General features: G+C 71.8%; 14 protein-coding genes. 7 read left to right on the plus strand and 7 right to left on the minus strand.

All coding sequences use genetic code 11. The annotated features are described in order from the left end of the window. The first annotated feature begins 45 nt into the window (after window positions 1-45). The 3 genes from dcd to ACWGIS_RS04415 all read left to right on the plus strand — a co-directional run bounded on the left by dcd (window position 46) and on the right by ACWGIS_RS04415 (window position 1,941). The gene (dcd, locus tag ACWGIS_RS04405; protein ID WP_453360903.1) at window positions 46-621 is read left to right on the plus strand and encodes a dCTP deaminase; all 576 of its coding nucleotides are present in this window, start codon (window positions 46-48) and stop codon (window positions 619-621) included. A 20-nt stretch (window positions 622-641) separates the two neighbouring features. Then, window positions 642-1,151 carry a phosphoribosyltransferase gene (locus tag ACWGIS_RS04410; RefSeq protein WP_453360904.1) on the plus strand — a complete coding sequence of 170 codons (510 nt, stop codon included), beginning with the start codon at window positions 642-644 and terminating at the stop codon, window positions 1,149-1,151. 379 nt (window positions 1,152-1,530) lie between these two features. Beyond that, entirely contained in the window at window positions 1,531-1,941 is a 411-nt protein-coding gene (locus ACWGIS_RS04415; protein ID WP_453360905.1) for a carboxymuconolactone decarboxylase family protein, read from the plus strand. Window positions 1,942-2,283: 342 nt separating this feature from the next. Here ACWGIS_RS04415 and ACWGIS_RS04420 read toward each other — a convergent pair whose 3' ends face one another. After that, window positions 2,284-2,766 carry a DUF3592 domain-containing protein gene (locus ACWGIS_RS04420; protein ID WP_453360906.1) on the minus strand — a complete coding sequence of 161 codons (483 nt, stop codon included), beginning with the start codon at window positions 2,764-2,766 and terminating at the stop codon, window positions 2,284-2,286. Between the two features lie 227 nt (window positions 2,767-2,993). Between ACWGIS_RS04420 and ACWGIS_RS04425 the strand changes: the two genes are divergently transcribed. Then, window positions 2,994-4,379 (plus strand): FAD-binding oxidoreductase, encoded by a 1,386-nt coding sequence (locus ACWGIS_RS04425; RefSeq protein WP_453360907.1) that lies wholly within the window; start codon window positions 2,994-2,996, stop codon window positions 4,377-4,379. A 67-nt stretch (window positions 4,380-4,446) separates the two neighbouring features. Here ACWGIS_RS04425 and ACWGIS_RS04430 read toward each other — a convergent pair whose 3' ends face one another. The 6 genes from ACWGIS_RS04430 to ACWGIS_RS04455 form a co-directional block, all read right to left on the minus strand. Continuing rightward, window positions 4,447-5,442: a YIP1 family protein gene (locus ACWGIS_RS04430; protein ID WP_453360908.1), complete on the minus strand. Its 996-nt coding sequence runs from the start codon at window positions 5,440-5,442 to the stop codon at window positions 4,447-4,449. 167 nt (window positions 5,443-5,609) lie between these two features. After that, entirely contained in the window at window positions 5,610-6,962 is a 1,353-nt protein-coding gene (locus tag ACWGIS_RS04435) for an FG-GAP and VCBS repeat-containing protein (protein WP_453360909.1), read from the minus strand. A 67-nt stretch (window positions 6,963-7,029) separates the two neighbouring features. Continuing rightward, the gene (locus ACWGIS_RS04440; RefSeq protein WP_453360910.1) at window positions 7,030-8,502 is read right to left on the minus strand and encodes an FG-GAP repeat protein; all 1,473 of its coding nucleotides are present in this window, start codon (window positions 8,500-8,502) and stop codon (window positions 7,030-7,032) included. A 232-nt stretch (window positions 8,503-8,734) separates the two neighbouring features. After that, a complete protein-coding gene (locus tag ACWGIS_RS04445) occupies window positions 8,735-10,162 on the minus strand; it encodes an FG-GAP and VCBS repeat-containing protein (RefSeq protein ID WP_453360911.1) in 1,428 nt (475 codons plus the stop codon). A gap of 652 nt (window positions 10,163-10,814) precedes the next feature. Next, a complete protein-coding gene (locus ACWGIS_RS04450) occupies window positions 10,815-12,260 on the minus strand; it encodes an FG-GAP and VCBS repeat-containing protein (RefSeq protein WP_453360912.1) in 1,446 nt (481 codons plus the stop codon). Between the two features lie 183 nt (window positions 12,261-12,443). Beyond that, a complete protein-coding gene (locus tag ACWGIS_RS04455; protein ID WP_453360913.1) occupies window positions 12,444-14,726 on the minus strand; it encodes a heterodisulfide reductase-related iron-sulfur binding cluster in 2,283 nt (760 codons plus the stop codon). A 444-nt stretch (window positions 14,727-15,170) separates the two neighbouring features. Between ACWGIS_RS04455 and dnaK the strand changes: the two genes are divergently transcribed. Genes dnaK through dnaJ form a run of 3 tightly spaced genes read left to right on the plus strand, consistent with a single transcriptional unit; the run spans window position 15,171 to window position 18,901 of the window. Then, entirely contained in the window at window positions 15,171-17,021 is a 1,851-nt protein-coding gene (gene dnaK, locus ACWGIS_RS04460) for a molecular chaperone DnaK (RefSeq protein WP_453360914.1), read from the plus strand. Continuing rightward, entirely contained in the window at window positions 17,018-17,689 is a 672-nt protein-coding gene (gene grpE / locus ACWGIS_RS04465) for a nucleotide exchange factor GrpE (protein ID WP_453360915.1), read from the plus strand. Before dnaK ends, grpE begins: the two co-directional genes overlap by 4 nt. Window positions 17,690-17,719: 30 nt before the next feature. Beyond that, window positions 17,720-18,901: a molecular chaperone DnaJ gene (gene dnaJ / locus ACWGIS_RS04470; protein ID WP_453360916.1), complete on the plus strand. Its 1,182-nt coding sequence runs from the start codon at window positions 17,720-17,722 to the stop codon at window positions 18,899-18,901. The last annotated feature ends 6 nt before the right edge of the window (window positions 18,902-18,907 follow it).

Raw genomic sequence — 18,907 nt, forward strand, 5'->3', positions numbered from 1 at the left:
GGCCACGATTGTGGCCGGTCCGCGCGCCTTGCGTATCCTCGGGGCGTGCTTCTCTCAGACAAGGACATCCGGGCCGAGATCGACGCCGGACGGGTCCGCATCGATCCGTACGACGAAACCATGGTGCAGCCGTCGAGCGTCGACGTGCGACTCGACCGGTTCTTCCGGGTGTTCGAGAATCACCGCTACCCCCACATCGACCCCGCCGTCGAGCAGGCCGACCTCACGCGGCTCGTCGAGCCCGAGGGCGACGAGCCGTTCATCCTGCACCCCGGCGAGTTCGTGCTGGCCAGTACCTACGAGGTCATCTCGCTCCCCGACGACCTGGCCTCCCGGCTGGAGGGGAAGAGCTCGCTCGGGCGGCTCGGGCTGGTCACCCACTCCACCGCCGGCTTCATCGACCCCGGCTTCTCCGGCCACGTGACGCTGGAGCTGTCCAACCTCGCGACACTCCCCATCAAGCTGTGGCCGGGGATGAAGATCGGGCAGCTGTGCATGTTCCGGCTCAGCTCGCCCGCGGAGTTCCCCTACGGCAGCGAGCGGTACGGGTCCCGGTACCAGGGCCAGCGCGGGCCGACCGCCTCGCGGTCCTTCCTCAACTTCCACCGGACCCAGGTGTGAGCGGGAGCGGAGAGCAGCACATGAGCGAGGTGCGGGAGAACCTGACCTACGAGCGGTTCGGCGTCGCCGTGCGCGAACTCGCCCAGACGATCGTCGACGACGGCTACGAGCCCGACATCGTGCTGAGCATCGCGCGGGGCGGGGTGTTCGTGGCCGGCGGACTCGCGTACGCCCTCGACTGCAAGAACATCCACCTGGTCAACGTCGAGTTCTACACCGGCGTCGGGACCACCCTGGAGATGCCGGTCATGCTGGCGCCCGTCCCGAACGCGATCGACTTCTCCGACAAGAAGGTGCTCATCACGGACGACGTCGCCGACACCGGCAAGACGCTGAAGCTCGTGCACGACTTCTGCGTGGACGCCGTCGCCGAGGTCCGCAGCGCCGTCGTCTACGAGAAGTCCCACTCGCTCGTGAAGTGCGAGTACGTGTGGAAGCGCACCGACGAGTGGATCAACTTCCCGTGGAGCGTTCTGCCTCCAGTACATAGGTCGGGACAGGCGCCGAAGGAGAACAAGGAAGCGCTCTGACCTGCGTCGTCGCGGGGCTGCCGCTGTCACCGCTCCGGCCCGCTTACGCGGAGCAGATCGTCCACAGCGCTACGTGCTGCTGCCACGAAGGCTTCGAGGCGGCCATTCAGGCGAGAGTGGACCTGGAACCACGAATCGACGGGCGTCTCCTCGCCGGGCCCGCTACGGCCTCCGCCCTGCCGCCAATACCTCAGTCTGCGGAGTGCGGCAGGTAACCCGGACAGACACTCCATGACCTCGTCCGTCAATTGCGATACCGCTTCATCGTTGGTGTCGGGTACTGGTGTCAGCGAAAAGGGGCGCTCTTGACAACACAGCGTCTTGTTCCAGCGTCGTGCCGGTCTAATAGCTTTTGGTCGGCAGTGCGCAGAATGGCGCCGTGACGGAACACAACGCTGACTACACGCGTGCTCTGAACAACGCCGAGAAGATTCTTGGTTTCAGCCTGGCGCCGTATGTCGATCCAAGGCCGACGGAACCCGACAACGCTTACGACTTCACACGGATCGCGACCGAACACGCCTTCAATGACGCATGGACTCGCAGCGAGCATCTCGACCTTCGCACCCGTGCACTCATCTCGGTCACCATCACGGCGAGTCTGGGCATCCTGGAGCCGCTTCGGGGCCAGCTGCGTATCGCTCTGCACAATGGCGTGACCAAAGAGGAGATCGTCGAAGCCTTCATCCAGATGGCCGTCTACGCGGGTGTGGCTCGCGCGTTTGACAGCTACGCCGTGGCACGCGAGGTCTTCGCCGAACACGACGAAGCGGACTCGCCCGAGAACTGAAGCGCCGACGTCAGGCGCGTTCGCTGGATAACGGCAGTACACAACCGGTCCTCGCTTCCGGCCGCACGGCCGTCGCGGCCGCGACCGGACCGCCGAGAGACCGACCGCGACGCCTGAGCAGCGTCATCTGACGAGGGGGGGCACCAAGTGCGCGGTAAGACAAGATCCACTTTTGTTGCGCGCCGCCCTGGCCGCCCACTTTCTCAACCACAACCCTCGGGGGAAGCGGTCCGGCCGAACACCGAGGCCCTCTGAGCGGGCGGGACGGCGGTGGGCGCCGGCGGTCCGGTCGGGCGGAGCGTGCGCGGTTCCGTCGGGGCCTTGCGCGGCAGCCCGTCCGGGTCAGGCCGCGGGCCGGGACCGGCCGCGCGTCACCAGGGCCACGGCCGTGCCGACGCCCGTGAACAGCAGCCCGATCCCGCCGAAGATCAGCGGCAGCAGCCACAGGGAGGCGAACCCGTTGATCCGCGCGTCCTCGGGGGAGTCCGCGCGGTAGAGCACCTCGACCCGCTCACCCGCCTCGTACGAGGGCGGGTTGGAGCCCGTGTGGTCGCGGAACCGGTGCGTCGTGCCGTCCGCCGACGTGAACTCCACCACCGGGTAGGCCACGCGCCGGTCGGTCGTCCGCTTGCGGGTCCCCGTGTCGTGCTCGCGCCGCCACTCCAGGGCCGCCACGGTGCCGGAGGTGCGCTCCGCGCTCGTCAGGAACGAGACGGACACGCCCGTCAGGATCAGCCCGACGACCAGGAACAGCGACCCGAACGCGATCACCCCGAAGACGATCCAGCGCCGGGCTCCCCAGCCGCGTGTCCCACGTATCCCCACGCGCACGAACGTCCCCTCCCCCTCGCCCGGTGTCCCCGGGCCGGACAGACGCTACCGCAGGGCCGGCGCCCGCCCGGATGCCGGTCCGGCGTGCGGAGATGCGGGCTCCCCGCCACGGCGGGACGCTGGAACGGTCAGCCCCGTCGGTGTCCGCGTGGGACCCGTGACGTGCGATCGAGCCAGCGGCTCATGGCGGCGCCGGGGCCCCGCGAGGGAGAGCGATCGCCATGGACGCCAGTACGTGGGAGGCGATGCGGACCGCGCTGCGCGGTCCGGTCATCACTCCGCAGGATGCCGAGTACGACAGGGCCCGCACGGTCTACAACGCGATGATCGACCGCCGGCCGGCCGCCGTGGTGCGGTGCCGGGACGCCGGGGACGTGATGGCGGCGGTCGACTTCGCCCGCGACCGCGGCCTGGAGACGGCCGTACGCGGCGGCGGGCACAGCGGCGCCGGGCTGAGCATGGTCGACGACGGCGTCACCATCGACCTGTCGCCGATGAGCGGGGTGCGCGTCGACCCGGTGACGCAGACCGCCCAGGCCGGCGGCGGCGCCACCCTGGGCGACCTCGACCACGCCACCCACGCCTTCGGCCTGGCCACGCCCACCGGCATCATGTCCACGACCGGCCTCGGGGGCCTCACCCTCGGCGGCGGGCACGGCCACCTCACCCGCAAGTACGGGCTGACCGCCGACAACCTGCTCTCCGCCGACGTGGTGCTCGCCGACGGCGGCTTCGTCACGGCGAGCGAACGGGAGCACGCGGACCTGTTCTGGGCGCTGCGCGGCGGCGGCGGGAACTTCGGCGTCGCGACCTCCTTCACCTACCGCCTGCACCCGGTGCACACCGTCTCGCTCGGGATCACCCTGTGGACGCTCGACAGCATCGGGGACGTACTGCGCTGGTACCGCGAGTTCCTGCCGAAGGCGCCCGACGACCTCAACGGGTTCTTCGCGGTGCTCGTGGTGCCGCCGGGACCGCCGTTCCCCGAGGAGACCCACGGGCACAAGATGTGCGGCGTGGTGTGGTGCTGGAGCGGTGACCCGGACCGCGTGGAGGAGATGCTGGCGCCGGTGAACGAGGCGGGACCGCCCACCTTCCACTTCACGGCGCCGATGCCGTACCCCGCGGTGCAGAGCATGTTCGACCAGCTGATCCCGGCCGGGCTCCAGTGGTACTGGCGCGGAGACCTGTTCGACCGGATCACCGACGACGCCGTCGAGGTGCACGCCAAGTACGCGGAGGGCATTCCGACCCCCTTGTCGACCATGCACATGTACCCGGTCGACGGGGCCGCCGGGCGGGTAGGCGAGGACGACACCGCGTGGACGCGCCGGGACGCCGTCTGGTCCGGCATCGTCGGCGGTGTCGATCCGGACCCCGCGAACGCGGAGACGGTCAGGCAGTGGTGCGTCGACTACTGGGGGGAGCTGCATCCGCAGTCCATGGGCGGCGCGTACGTCAACTTCCTGGGCGCCGACGAGGGCGGGGACCGGGTGCGGGCCTCCTACGGCGGCCACTACGACCGGCTGGCGGCGGTCAAGCGCGCCTACGACCCGCACAACCTCTTCCACGCCAACCAGAACATCGAGCCCGCCCCGGCGGACTGAACCGCCGCGGACGGGCCCGGGTCGCCGGCTCGGTGCCGGTGCGCTCGGAACGTGCCGAGCGGTGTGCTCAGAACGTGCCGAGCTTGACGATCGACAGGATCGCGATCAGCTGGATCGCCGACGCGCCCAGGGCCTTGGGCCAGGGCAGGTCGTGGCTGCGGGACACCATCAGCGTGAGCAGGGCGCCGGCCGCCAGCCAGGTCACCCAGCCGAGGAGCTGGACGAAGGAGGCGTCGCCGCCGAAGAACATGGCGACCAGCAGACGCGGGGTGTCCGTGATCGACATGATCAGCATGGAGAGGCCGACCGTCGGCTGCCAGGCGCCGTCGCCCCCGAGCTGACGGGCCAGGGTGTGGGTGACCACGCCGAGGATGAAGGTGCTGAGAACGATCGCGACGCCGGTGATGAGGACGATCGGCACCGCGTTGGACAGCGTGGCGTTGATCGCGTCCTCGCGGGCGCCGTCGAAGCCGAAGACGGCGAGCAGGCCGTAGAGGAACGTGACGCCGAGCGCGGGGCCCCACATCGCGTAGTCGCGCATCTGGAGGAAGGTCTGGTTCGGGCGGAGGACGACTCCCTTGAGCAGGTCCTTCCAGTACAGCCTGGGGCCGACCGGCGGGGCCGGTGCCTGCCCTGCGCGGTAGGTCTCGCCCTGGTTGTACGGGTCCTCGCCGATCGCAAAGGCCTGGGTGTGCCCCGGCTGGTTGGCCGCGTACGGGTCGGGGCCCTGCTGGTAGCCCTGCCGGCCGTCGTCGCCGAAGTACTCCGGCTCGCCCTGGCCGCCCTGCGGCCACGTGCCGCCGTTCGGCTGACCGCCGTAGGGCTGTCCGCCGTACTGCTGCTGCGGCGCGGGTGGGTAGCCGTACGTCGGGCCCTGGCCCTGGGGGGCCTGCTGTCCGTACGGCTCCTGCCGCGGGTGTTGTTGCGGTCGCCCTTGCGGGGTGCGGTTGTCCCGGCCGCGTCCGATCCTGAATCCAGCCACGTAATCGAACGTACCTGGTCCCGCAGAGTGACGTGCCGGGGCCGGGGCAATGGACCCGGCTTTGCGGCCGAGCTGTGACATCCCCTAAGGGGGCAACGGGCCTGGTCTCCGTGGCTGCTCGGGGTCTTCCCGTACGTGAGCGCGCTTGACGCGGCACGTAGGCCAACGTGGTGGAGGCGACCTCCGGGGACCCCGGCTCCCGAGGTGGTACGGGTGCCGGGGTCCCCCCGGTTTCGCGGGCGCGCGGGTCAGTCGGTGAAGGTGCCGCCGAAATCGTTCAGGACCGTCGGGCCGGACGCGGAGGGGACCGTGGCGGTGCCGCGCAGGACCAGGCCGCCCGTGGTCGCGCCGACGGCGAGGTCCGCCCTGCCGTCCGCGTCCAGGTCGCGCAGGCGGACGGTGTAGCCGAAGGACGTGCCCGAGTCGGGGGCGCCCATGACGGACTGCGCGATCCAGGAGGAGCGGGCGCCGGCGAGGCCGCCCGAGCCGCCGCGGAAGACGTGCACGCCGCCCTGGTGCTCCCGGCCGTCCACGGCCTCGTGGGGGACGCCGACCGCGAGGTCCGCGTACCCGTCGCCGTTCGTGTCGCCCGCCGTGACGTCGTAGCCGAAGTTGTCGTCCGCCTCGGGGGTGCCCGCGACGCCGGAGGTGGCCTGGGTGTACGTGGCCGAGCCGCCCGGTCCGGCGGACGTGCCCTTCCAGACGGTCACCGCGCCCTTGCCGCCGCTCGCGTCGGGCAGGGCCAGGGCGACGTCGCCGTAGCCGTCCTTGTCGAAGTCGCCGACGGCGGCGTCCGCGGCGGCGCTGCCGAGCGTCCTGGACGGGCCCGAGGACAGGCCGCTCGCCGTGCCCTTGAGGAACCAGGCGCGGTGGTGGTTCGTCCCGTCGTGGAACTGGTCGCCGAGGACGACGAGGTCGGTCCTGCCGTCGCCGTCGACCTTGCCGGCGGCCAGACCGTCGGAGGACCAGCCGCCGTCCGCCTTGTCGACCTTGCTGACGCTGCCGGTGCCGCCGGAGCGGGTGAAGGCGCCCCGGTACAGCCACGCCTCCTCGCCGCCCACGACCGCGAGGTCCGGCGAGCCGTCACCCGTGAAGTCGCCGGTGGCCACGTCCCTGCCGAAGTGGCCCTGGGCCCCGGACTTCGGGGTCACGTTGGTGCCGCCGCTCAGGCCCGAGCGCGAGCCCCACAGGATGGTGACCGAGCCGCGGTACCGGTAACTGCCCACGTGCTCCGTGGGGTTGCCGACGGCGAGGTCCGCGTAGCCGTCCTTGTCGAGGTCCGCGCCGGCGAGGCTCTCGCCGAACGTGTCGTCCTCCTCGCCCGCGCCGGGCACGCCGGGGCTGTCCTGGTGGACGATCTGGGTGTGCGCGGTGTCCGGCCCGGAGGCGCTGCCGTACACGACGGTGACGGCGCCGCCCTCCCAGCCGTCGGCGCCGGAGATTCCCGAGTAGGCGCTGCCGTACACGAGGTCGCGGTAGCCGTCGCCGTTGAAGTCGTCGTAGTGCTTGGCGGCGGCGGCGGAGGCCGGGGCGGTGAGGGCCACGGGGGCGGCCCCCGCGGCCAGGAGGGCGGCGAGGGCCGTGGTGGTGCGCAGGCGCATGCGGGAGCTCCTGAGGGGAGGGGCCCGCGCCGGGAGCGGCGCGGGCCCGACAGGCTGAGGGCGTGGGTCAGTTGGCCGCGTTGGCGCCGAACGCCGGGTATCCGTCGGTCGAGACGCCGACCGCGGACGGCGCCAGGGAGCGCGCGCCGGTGGTGGTGATCTTCGTGCCGCCGGAGGGCAGGTAGGTGACCGAGCCGTTGAAGTCGTTCTCGCCGATCGCCGCGACCAGCAGGTCCGCGCGGCCGTCGTGGGTGACGTCGGTGAGCTTGACCTCGGCGCCGAAGTAGTCGTTCTTCTCGTCCGAGCCGGGGACGCCGGCCGTGGACTGGGCGAAGTACTGGGCTCCGGAACCGGTGTTGATGCCGGAGGCGGAGCCGTACAGGACGGTCACGGCGCCCGTGTTGACGACGCCGTTCAGGTTCTCGCCCGCGGCGGCGACCGCCAGGTCCTGGAAGCCGTCGCCGTTGATGTCGCCGAGCGAGAGCTCGCCGCCGAACCAGTCGCCGCGCTCGGAGGAGCCGGGGACGGAGCCGGAGTTCTGGCTGACGGCCACCGTGTAGGCGGGGCCGGCCGAGGAGCCGTAGATGACGTGGACCTTGCCGCCGGTCACCGACTCGGGCACGGAGGGGTCCTCGTTGTTGGACGGGTCCCACTCCTGGCCGGTCACGATGTCGCCGTAGCCGTCGCCGTTCACGTCGCCGATGGCCGTGATGACACCGCGCTTGAGCTCCACCGCGCCGGAGGAGACCAGGCCGGAGGCCGAGCCGGGGATGTAGTAGTTGGTGTTCCAGCCGTAGTCGCTGTCGTCCTCGAAGCCGTCGACGACCAGGTCGGTCCTCCCGTCGCCGTTGACGTCGCCCGCGGTGAGGTTGAGCGGGCCGGTGACTCCGCCCGACTGGATCGGGGGCTTGACGGTGGCGCGGGCGCCGTAGCCGCCGGAGGTGGTCAGGCCGCCCTTGAAGACGTGGACGGTGCTCTCGGACGAGCCCACCGCCAGGTCGTCCTTGCCGTCGCCGTCGTAGTCGCCTGCGGCGAGCGTCTTGCCCCAGCGGTCGTGCGAGGAGACCGCCGGGTCCGCGATCGTCGTACCGCCGGTGAGGCCCGTGGAGGAGCCCCACAGGACGAGGACGGTGCCGCCGTCGGTGTCGCCGTCGACGTCCTCGTACGAGGCGGACACGGCGAGGTCGTCGAAGCCGTCGGCGTTGAAGTCGCCGTAGGCGCTGACCCAGCCGAAGTGGTCGCCGGTCTCCGCGGAGCCCGGGACGCCGGTGGTGTTCTGGCTGACCGTCGTGCGCTGCGTCGAGGTCACGCCGCTCGCCGAGCCGTACAGGGCCACGATCTGGCCCGCTTCCTTCTTGCCGCCGACCGTGGCGTCGCCCGCGGAGAACGCGGTGTCGCCGTAGCCGTCGCCGTTGAAGTCGGCCTCGTGGTGGTGGACCGAGTCCGCGGCCAGGGCCGTGGTGGTCGTGAAGGTGAGCAGACCGCCCGTCAGCGTGGCCGCTGCGGCCGTCGCGAGGGCGATGCGGAGGTGCTTGTGCATGCGGGATTCTCCTGCGGCATGCGGGGAACGCCTGGCGGGCGTCCACAGTCGATGGGGTGCTCGTCGCCCGCGTTCGCCTGGAGTTGTCCTGGGCGTAACGGGGCGGTCGGCGAACAGGAGACCCGTGGAGTGGGGCAAGGGTTGTACGTGAATTCGAAAAACTTCTGTGCCCGGTGGGGCGCACGTGACGGGTGCGCCCCACCGGGTGCCGCGGGCCGGGACCGGCCCCCGGTCAGCGGCCCAGTTCCGTGCCGTACGCCTTCGCGCCGGACAGGCCGAGGCCGCGCGGCGTGAGGGAGCGCGCGCCCTCGGGGTACGCGGCGTCGGTCGTCGGGACGTACCAGACACCGCCGGCGGAGGAGTTCTCGCCGGGGGCGCCGGCGGCGAGGTCCGCGAGGCCGTCCCGGTCGTAGCGGCCGGTGGCGACCGTCGCCCCGAACAGGTCGCCGGCCTCGGCGGTGCCGGGAACGCCCTGGGTGTTCTGCGTGTACGAGACGCCGCCGGAGAGCGGGCCCGTGCCCGTGCCCTTCAGGACGGTGACCGAGCCCGCGTTCTCCAGCGAGCCGACGTCCTCGCCGGGGGCGCCGACGACGAGTTCGGGCGCTCCGTCGCCGTCCAGGTCGGCCGCCGCGACCGAGGAGCCCCAGGCGTCGCCCGCCTCGGCCGTGCCGGGCACCCCGGCCGAGGACTGGGACAGGCAGACGTCCGAGCCGTCGCGCAGGCCGCCCGCGCTGAACCGGACGAGGACCGCGCCGCTCGACTCGTCCGGGCACGGTGACGGCACGTCGGCCTCGGGGTTGTCGCGCCGGTGGCCGAGGACCAGGTCGTCCGCGCCGTCCCCGTTCAGGTCGGCGGCGGCCAGGGAGGCGGCGTGGTCGCCGGTGCGCCAGACCTCGGCCGGTTCGCCGCCCGCGAGGGACCAGACGGCCGTCCCGTACAGCTCCATGCCGGACCAGGTGACCGCGATGTCGTCGGTGCCGTCGCCGTCGAAGTCGCCGGTGGCCAGGTCGTCGGCGCCGGCGAAGTCGTAGCCGTCGAGGAGCGTCGTCGCGGCGGGGGAGGTGAGCGGGCCGGGGCGGAACAGGAGCGCGCCGCCCTCCTCGCCGCTGGTGCCGATCGCGAGGTCGGTGTCCCCGTCGTGGTCGTAGTCGCCCGCGGTGAACAGGGCGCCGAGCCGGTCGGCGTCCCCGGCGCCCTTGGCGGCCACCTTTCCGCCGCTGCGGAAGCCGGAGGAGGAGCCGAACACGACGGTGAGCGTGCCGTGTTCGTCGTACGCGCTGTCGCTGAGGGACTCGCCGGGGGCGCCGACGAGCAGGTCGGCGAAGCCGTCGGCGTCCACGTCGGCCGAGGCGACGCGCGCGCCGAACAGGTCGGTGGCCTCGGGGGTGCCCGGTATCCCGGAGGTGGCCTGGCTGACCGTGGCCGAGCCGGCGGTGCCGGGGCCCTCGGGTCCGCCCCAGACGACGTTCACGTAACCGGCCCTGGCCTGGCCGGAGACGGTGGCGCCGGAAACGCCGACCGCGATGTCGGCGTAGCCGTCGCCGTTGAAGTCGCCCTGGAGGCCGCCGGGGGCCGCGAGGGCGGCGGGGGAGGAGAGGCCGGCGACGGCGAGGACGACGGCCGTGCAGAGCACGGCGGCCGGGAGGGGTCTGCGGGTCACGGAGGGACTCCTGCTTCTGCTGCGGGGAGGGGCGGGGGGCGGCGGCCCGGGGGAGGACGCCGGACGGGAGCCGGGGGACTCGGCCGTCGGGAGCGGTCGGTGACGGGGGACGCGGGGGCGTCCGTACCGGAGGTCAGCGCGGTGCGGGGCCGGGGCCGGGGGTGACGGTGCCGACGTCGTCGGCGGGGTCCGGGGGACCCGCGGGGGGCGGCGGCCGCCACGCCGCCGCGACGGCCGGCTTCTCTGCACGCATGGGCCACTCCCGGGACAGGGGCATACGGGTGTCCTCGGTGTGACTCACGAGATGGACGAAGGGTTGTGCGGGAGTGTCCACCGGGTGAACTCCGCGGCGGGGGCGGATTTGGAGGGACCCCGGCCGGAGGCCCTGGCCGGGGTCCGGAGCCTCCTCGGTCGCGGGGTCGGGGCGGGGCGCCCCGGCCGAAGGCACTGCGGGGGGCACGGCGAAGGCGGCACTCCCGGTCACCGCGCGGCCGGTGGTGCGGCCCGCCCGGTTACCGCGCGGCCGGGCACGGGCAGGCTCGGTGACCGGGCTCCCGGGGTGCGGCAGGCCCGGCGTCGTGCCGCGGAGGGCGGCGCCCCTGGCGGGGGCCCACCGGCTCGCCGGGGGGACCGGCCTCGCGTCCCCCCGGGTTCAGCCGGTGGTCCGCACCCGCAGGCCCATGTCCGCGGGGGTGAACATCCGCGCCCGCTTCGGGTCGAACCCGGCGTCCGAGCCGTGCAGGACCAGGAACGCGCCCGCGCGCTTCTCGTACAGGGGCCCGAAGACCACCGCGTCGGCGTGGCCGTCGCCGTCGACGTCCAGCAGGGGCGGCTGGTGTCCGAAGGCGTTCCAGTAGTGCGGGTTGGGGGTACCGGGCAGCCCTTCGGTCGCGGCGTCCACCGACTGTTCCCCGGCGGTGGACGGCACCCCCTCCGTGCCGCCCGGCAGGAGCGTGATCCTGCCGTCGTGCCGCCGGAAGTCGGGGGTGTTCACCACGAGGTCGGGCCGGCCGTCACCGTCGACGTCGCCCACGGCCGGTGACGAGCCGAAGTCGACGCGCCGCCGGTCACCGGTGCGGTCGCCGATCACGGTCTCGGGGCGTCCCGTGCCGAGGCCCGACCGGGCGCCGTACAGGATCGTCACCGCGCCGCCGGTCGCCGGCATCTCGGCGGGCGAGACGGTCAGCAGGGTCGGCAGCAGCAGGTCGTCGGTGCCGTCGCCGTCCGCGTCGCCGACACCCGGGGTGCGCGGGCCGTCGGAGGTGGACAGGGCGCGGCCGAGGCGCTCCTCCGGGCGGGTGTCGCGGACGAGGCCCCGCTCGCCGCCCTCGTAGAAGCCGACGGAGTGCAGTCCGGCGGGCGCGGAGTCGTCCTGCTCGGCGTCGTAGGAGTAGGTGAGGACGGCCTCCGCGCGGCCGTCGCCGTCGAAGTCGCCGGTCGCGGCGGCCTGAGGCGTGCTGTAGCCCTGCTGGTTCACGTCGAGGTCCGCCGTGCGCCGGGGTGTGCCGGCGCGGTCGAAGGGCCCGTACCGCAGGCTCCCGCCGGTGCCGGGCTCCCGGGAACCGGTGTCCCCGGTGCCGCCCCGGCCGCCGTCGAGCAGGTCCACGGACCCGTCGCCGTCGAAGTCGGCGGCGGCCAGCGGGCGGAAGCCCTCGGGCAGGTCGAGGGCGCGGGCGGGGCCGAGGCCGCGCGGGCCGCCGAACATCGCGAACGCCCGCGCGCCGGACAGCTCCGCGCCGCGGCTGCCCACCAGGTCGGTGAAGCCGTCCCCGTCGAGGTCGGCGCGCAGCGGCACCGACATGAGCTCCTCGCCCTCGGCCGCCCGGGCGCGGCTCGTCCAGGCGGGGTCGAGCCCCTTCCGTGAGCCGTAGACGACGACCAGGCTCGGCGACTCCTTCTCGCCCGCGGACTTCGCCCGCACGACGGTGACGTAGTCGTCGTAGCCGTCGCCGTTGAAGTCGCCGGGACGGGGGTGGGCGGCGGGCTTCCCGGCCGGGGGGCGCCCGTGCGCGGGGCGGTCGGACGAGGGCTCGTCGGCGCCGCAGCCGGTGAGGGCGGCGCACACCAGGACCGAGGCCAGCACGGCACGCAGGGACATCGAGGCGGCTCCAGGCTCGTCCGGCGGCGCTCCTCGCGCCACGACCCGCCCATCATGGCCCCTGCCGGGCCCGGGGACGAGGACACCCCATGTCCCCTGCTCGGAGCGGGGACATGGGGTGTTCTCGTCAGGGAGCCGGGCCGGCGCGGGGCCGGCGGGACCGCCGCCCGGGGGCGGCGGACCTCACTTGGCGGGTTCGGGCTCCGGGGTGCTCTCGGCCTCGGCCGGGCCCGTGGGGTCGGCCGGGGTCTTGACCGAGTCCAGGAGCAGCTGGGCGACGTCCACGACCTGGACGGACTCCTTGGCCTTGCCGTCGTTCTTCTTGCCGTTGACCGAGTCGGTCAGCATGACGAGGCAGAACGGGCAGGCGGTGGAGACGATGTCCGGGTTGAGGGAGAGGGCCTCGTCGACGCGCTCGTTGTTGATGCGCTTGCCGATCCGCTCCTCCATCCACATCCGCGCGCCGCCGGCGCCGCAGCAGAAGCCGCGCTCCTTGTGGCGGTGCATCTCCTGCTGGCGCAGGCCCGGGACGGCGGACATGATCTCGCGCGGCGGCGTGTAGATCTTGTTGTGCCGGCCCAGGTAGCAGGGGTCGTGGTAGGTGATCAGGCCGTCCACCGGGGTGACCGGCAGCAGCTTGCCCTCGTCGATGAGGTGCTGGAGCAGCTGGGTGTGGTGGATGACCTCGTAGTCGCCGCCGAGCTGCGGGTACTCGTTGCCGAGGGTGTTGAGGCAGTGCGGGCAGGTCGCGACGATCTTCTTCGCGGACTTCGGCTTCGCGGACTCGGGGAGGACCTTGCCCTCGTCGTCCGTCTCCTCGCCGAACGCCATGTTCAGCGCCATGACGTTCTCCATGCCGAGCTCCTGGAACAGGGGCTCGTTGCCGAGACGGCGGGCGGAGTCGCCGGTGCACTTCTCGTCGCCGCCCATGATCGCGAACTTGACGCCCGCCATGTGCAGCAGCTCCGCGAAGGCCTTGGTGGTCTTCTTGGCGCGGTCCTCCAGGGCACCGGCGCAGCCGACCCAGTAGAGGTACTCGACCTCGGTCAGGTCCTCGATGTCGCGGCCGACGACCGGGATCTCGAAGTCGACCTCCTTCGTCCACTCCAGGCGCTGCTTCTTGGCCAGCCCCCAGGGGTTGCCCTTCTTCTCCAGGTTCTTGAGCATCGTGCCCGCCTCGGACGGGAACGCGCTCTCGATCATCACCTGGTAGCGGCGCATGTCGACGATGTGGTCGACGTGCTCGATGTCGACCGGGCACTGCTCGACGCAGGCGCCGCAGGTGGTGCAGGACCAGAGGACGTCCGGGTCGATGACGCCGTTCTCCTCCAGCGTGCCGATCAGCGGGCGCTCGGCCTCCGCGAGGGCGGCGGCGGGCACGTCCTTCAGGGCCTCGGCCGACGCCTTCTCGTTGCCCTCCATGTCCTTGCCGCCGCCGGCCAGCAGGTACGGCGCCTTGGCGTGCGCGTGGTCGCGCAGGGACATGATGAGGAGCTTGGGGGAGAGCGGCTTGCCGGTGTTCCAGGCGGGGCACTGCGACTGACAGCGGCCGCACTCGGTGCAGGTCGAGAAGTCGAGGAGGCCCTTCCAGGAGAACTGCTCCACCTGGGAGACGCCGAAGACGTCGTCGTCACCGGGGTCGGTGAAGTCGATGGCCTTGCCGCCGGACGTCATCGGCAGGAGTCCGCCGAGCGAGGTCCCGCCCTTGGCGTCGCGCTTGAACCAGATGTTGGGGAAGGCCAGGAAGCGGTGCCAGGCGATGCCCATGTCCGTCTTCAGCGAGACCGTGATCATCCAGATGAAGGACGTCGAGATCTTGATCATCGCGGTCAGGTAGACGAGGTTCTGCAGGGTGCCGAGGCTCAGCCCGCTGAAGGCCTTGACCAGGGGGTACGAGGCGAAGTAGGCGGCCTCGTAGTGGTCCACGCCGGTGAGGGCGCCCTCCAGGCCGCGCAGCGTCATGATCGCGAGGCCGATGATGAGGATGACGGCCTCGACGAAGTACGCCTGGCCGAAGTTCGAGCCCGCGAACCGGGACTTGCGGCCCGGGCGGGTGGGCAGCGACAGCTGGCGGATCACGATGAGCGTGAGGATGCCGAGCGTCGTCATCGTGCCGATGAACTCGACGAACATCTCCCAGGGCAGCCAGTGCCCGAGGACCGGCAGCACCCAGTCGGCCTCGAAGAGCTGGCCGAAGGCGTTGACGAGAGTCAGTACGAGCGAGAAGAAGCCGACGGCGACGAACCAGTGGGCGACGCCCACCACGCCCCAGCGGTTCATCCGGGTGTGGCCGAGGAACTCCCTGACGACCGTGACGGTACGCGCTGCCCAGTCGTCGGTGCGGATGCCCGCGGGGATGTCCTGGCCGAGCCGCACGAACCGGTAGATCTGTGCGATGGCTCGGCCGAACAGCGCCGCGCCGACGACGGCGAGTACCAGCGACACAATGATCGCGGCGAGTTGCATGAAGGGCTCCTCGGGCCTGCGCGGTGGTGCTTCGAGAGCGATTACTAAGCGGTAACTTATGCAGTCCGTCTGAGACTACCCATTTCTGGCGCCGCACTGTAGCCGGGCGGGCGGTGATCTGTGTCGCTGAGGCTTGCCTCACGCGCCGCGCCGTCCCGGAGGTCGCCGGGTGGCGGCCCGCGGGGCGGAACCGGATGCTGCCATTCACACCATATTCCGTCATTCACGGCATTCGTGGTCCGCGTGGGCGCGCGCTCCGGGGGGACCCGGTGTCGGATTCACCCGGCCCGCAGGTCGACGGGTGCCCCGATTCCCCAGGTCAGCGCTTCCTTGCGCGTAAGGAAGGGATAAGAGTTGAGCCCGCTCGACTCAGCTCTGTTGACCACGCGCCGGGTGTGATGCACACTTGAGTCCGTTCCACTCAAGTCAGCTGGAGGAATTGTCATGGCACGTGCGGTCGGCATCGACCTGGGCACGACTAACTCCGTCGTCAGCGTTCTGGAGGGCGGCGAGCCCACCGTCATCACCAACGCCGAGGGCGCCAGGACCACGCCGTCCGTCGTCGCCTTCGCCAAGAACGGTGAGGTGCTCGTCGGCGAGGTCGCCAAGCGCCAGGCGGTCACGAACGTCGACAGGACGGTCCGTTCGGTCAAGCGCCACATGGGCACTGACTGGAAGATCAACCTGGACGGCAAGGACTTCAACCCGCAGCAGATGAGCGCCTTCATCCTGCAGAAGCTGAAGCGGGACGCCGAGGCCTACCTGGGCGAGAAGGTCACGGACGCGGTCATCACCGTCCCGGCGTACTTCAACGACTCCGAGCGCCAGGCGACGAAGGAGGCCGGCGAGATCGCTGGCCTGAACGTCCTGCGCATCGTGAACGAGCCGACCGCCGCAGCCCTGGCGTACGGCCTCGACAAGGACGACCAGACGATCCTCGTCTTCGACCTCGGCGGCGGCACCTTCGACGTGTCCCTGCTGGAGATCGGCGACGGCGTCGTCGAGGTGAAGGCCACCAACGGTGACAACCACCTCGGTGGTGACGACTGGGACCAGCGCGTCGTCGACTACCTGGTCCAGCAGTTCAAGTCCGGCCACGGCGTGGACCTGGCCAAGGACAAGATGGCCCTCCAGCGCCTCCGCGAGGCCGCCGAGAAGGCCAAGATCGAGCTGTCCTCGTCCACCGAGACCTCGATCAACCTGCCCTACATCACCGCCTCCGCCGAGGGCCCGCTGCACCTGGACGAGAAGCTCACCCGGGCTCAGTTCCAGCAGCTGACGGCCGACCTGCTGGAGCGCTGCAAGACCCCGTTCCACAACGTCATCAAGGACGCCGGCATCCAGCTGTCCGAGATCGACCACGTCGTCCTCGTCGGCGGCTCCACCCGTATGCCGGCCGTCGCGGAGCTCGTGCGCGAGCTGACCGGCGGCAAGGACGCCAACAAGGGCGTCAACCCGGACGAGGTCGTCGCCATCGGCGCCGCCCTCCAGGCCGGTGTGCTCAAGGGTGAGGTCAAGGACGTCCTGCTCCTCGACGTGACCCCGCTGTCCCTCGGTATCGAGACCAAGGGCGGCATCATGACCAAGCTCATCGAGCGGAACACGACGATCCCGACCAAGCGGTCCGAGATCTTCACCACCGCCGAGGACAACCAGCCGTCCGTGCAGATCCAGGTCTACCAGGGCGAGCGCGAGATCGCGGCGTACAACAAGAAGCTCGGGATGTTCGAGCTGACCGGTCTGCCGCCGGCGCCCCGCGGCGTCCCGCAGATCGAGGTCGCCTTCGACATCGACGCCAACGGCATCATGCACGTGACCGCGAAGGACCTGGGCACGGGCAAGGAGCAGAAGATGACCGTCACCGGCGGCTCCTCGCTGCCGAAGGACGAGGTCGACCGGATGCGCCAGGAGGCCGAGAAGTACGCGGAGGAGGACCACGCCCGCCGCGAGGCCGCCGAGACCCGCAACCAGGGCGAGCAGCTCGTCTACCAGACCGAGAAGTTCCTCAAGGACAACGAGGACAAGGTCCCGGGCGAGGTCAAGACCGAGGTCGAGGCCGGTATCGAGGAGCTGAAGGCCGCGCTCAAGGGCGAGGACACCGCCGAGATCCGCACGGCCACCGAGAAGGTCGCCGCCGTCTCCCAGAAGCTGGGCCAGGCGATGTACGCCGACGCCAACGCCGCGCAGGCGGCCGGTGGCGCCGAGGGTGCCGGAGCCGAGCAGCCGAAGGCCGCTGACGACGACGTCGTCGACGCCGAGATCGTCGACGAGGACCGCAAGGACGGTGCCGCGTGACGGAGGAGACCCCGGGCTTCGAAGAGAAGCCCGACGTCCCCTCCGGCGCCACCTCTGACGACGCCGAGCCGCAGGCCGCCACCCCCTCCTCGGAGGAGGAGGCGGCGGCGGCCCCGGACGGGGACGCAGCAGCACAGTTGGCCGGTCTGACGGCCCAGCTGGACCAGGCCCGCAGCGCGCTCACCGAGCGCACGGGGGACCTCCAGCGGCTCCAGGCCGAGTTCCAGAACTACCGCCGCCGGGTCGAGCGCGACCGGATCGCGGTCAAGGAGATCGCCGTGGCGAACCTCCTGACCGAGCTCCTGCCCGTACTCGACGACATCGGCCGCGCGCGGGAGCACGGCGAACTGGTCGGCGGCTTCAAGTCGGTGGCCGAGTCGCTGGAGACCGTCGCGGCGAAGATGGGCCTGCAGCAGTTCGGCAAGGAGGGCGAGCCCTTCGACCCGACGATCCACGAGGCCCTGATGCACAGTTACGCGCCGGACGTCACCGAGACGACGTGCGTGGCGATTCTGCAGCCTGGGTATCGCATCGGCGAGCGCACCATCCGCCCCGCGCGGGTGGCCGTCGCCGAGCCCCAGCCCGGGGCGCAGACCGTCAAGGCGGACTCCGCCGAGACCGCCGAGGCGGCGGACGACAAGGAGAGCGGTGGCCCGGACGAGGGCTGACGTACGCACGAGGGAGGAGGGACGTCGAGGATGAGCACCAAGGACTTCATCGAGAAGGACTACTACAAGGTCCTCGGCGTCCCCAAGGACGCCACCGAGGCCGAGATCAAGAAGGCGTACCGGAAGCTCGCCCGCGAGTTCCACCCGGACGCCAACAAGGGCAACGCCAAGGCGGAGGAGCGCTTCAAGGAGATCTCCGAGGCGAACGACGTCCTCGGTGACCCCAAGAAGCGCAAGGAGTACGACGAGGCCCGCGCCCTCTTCGGCAACGGCGGCTTCCGGCCCGGTCCCGGTGCCGGCGGCGGCTCCTTCAACTTCGACCTGGGCGACCTCTTCGGGGGCGGCGCCCAGGGCGGCACCGCGGCGGGCGGTTTCGGCGGAGGCATCGGCGACGTCTTCGGCGGGCTGTTCAACCGCGGCGGCGCGGGCACCGGCGCCCGGACGCAACCCCGGCGGGGCCAGGACGTCGAGTCCGAGGTCACGCTGAGCTTCACGGAGGCGGTGGACGGCGCGACGGTGCCGCTGCGCATGTCCTCCCAGTCGCCCTGCAAGGCCTGTTCGGGCACCGGCGACGCGAACGGCACACCGCGCGTGTGCCCGACGTGCGTCGGCACCGGCCAGGTGGCCCGCGGATCGGGCGGCGGTTTCTCGCTGACCGACCCGTGCCCCGACTGCAAGGGCCGCGGCCTGATCGCGGAGAACCCCTGCGAGGTCTGCCGGGGCAGCGGCCGGGCCAAGTCCTCGCGCACGATGCAGGTCCGCATCCCGGCCGGCGTCAGCGACGGCCAGCGGATCCGGCTGCGCGGCAAGGGAGCGCCGGGCGAGCGCGGCGGTCCCGCCGGCGACCTCTACGTCGTCGTGCACGTCGCCGCCCACCCGGTCTTCGGCCGCAAGGGCGACAACCTCACCGTCACCGTGCCCGTCACCTACCCGGAGGCGGCGCTCGGGGGCGAGGTGCGCGTGCCCACGCTGGGCGGGCCGCCGGTCACGCTGAAGCTGCCGCCCGGCACGCCCAACGGACGCACCATGCGCGCCCGGGGCAAGGGCGCGGTCCGCAAGGACGGCACGCGCGGCGACCTGCTGGTCACCGTCGAGGTCGCCGTCCCCGCGGACCTCTCGGGCAAGGCTCGCGACGCGCTGGAGGCGTATCGCGAGGCGACCGCGGAGGAGGATCCGCGGGCGGAGCTGTTCCAGGCCGCGAAGGGAGCATGAGGACGC

It is taken from the genome of Streptomyces sp. NPDC054842, from assembly GCF_053611025.1.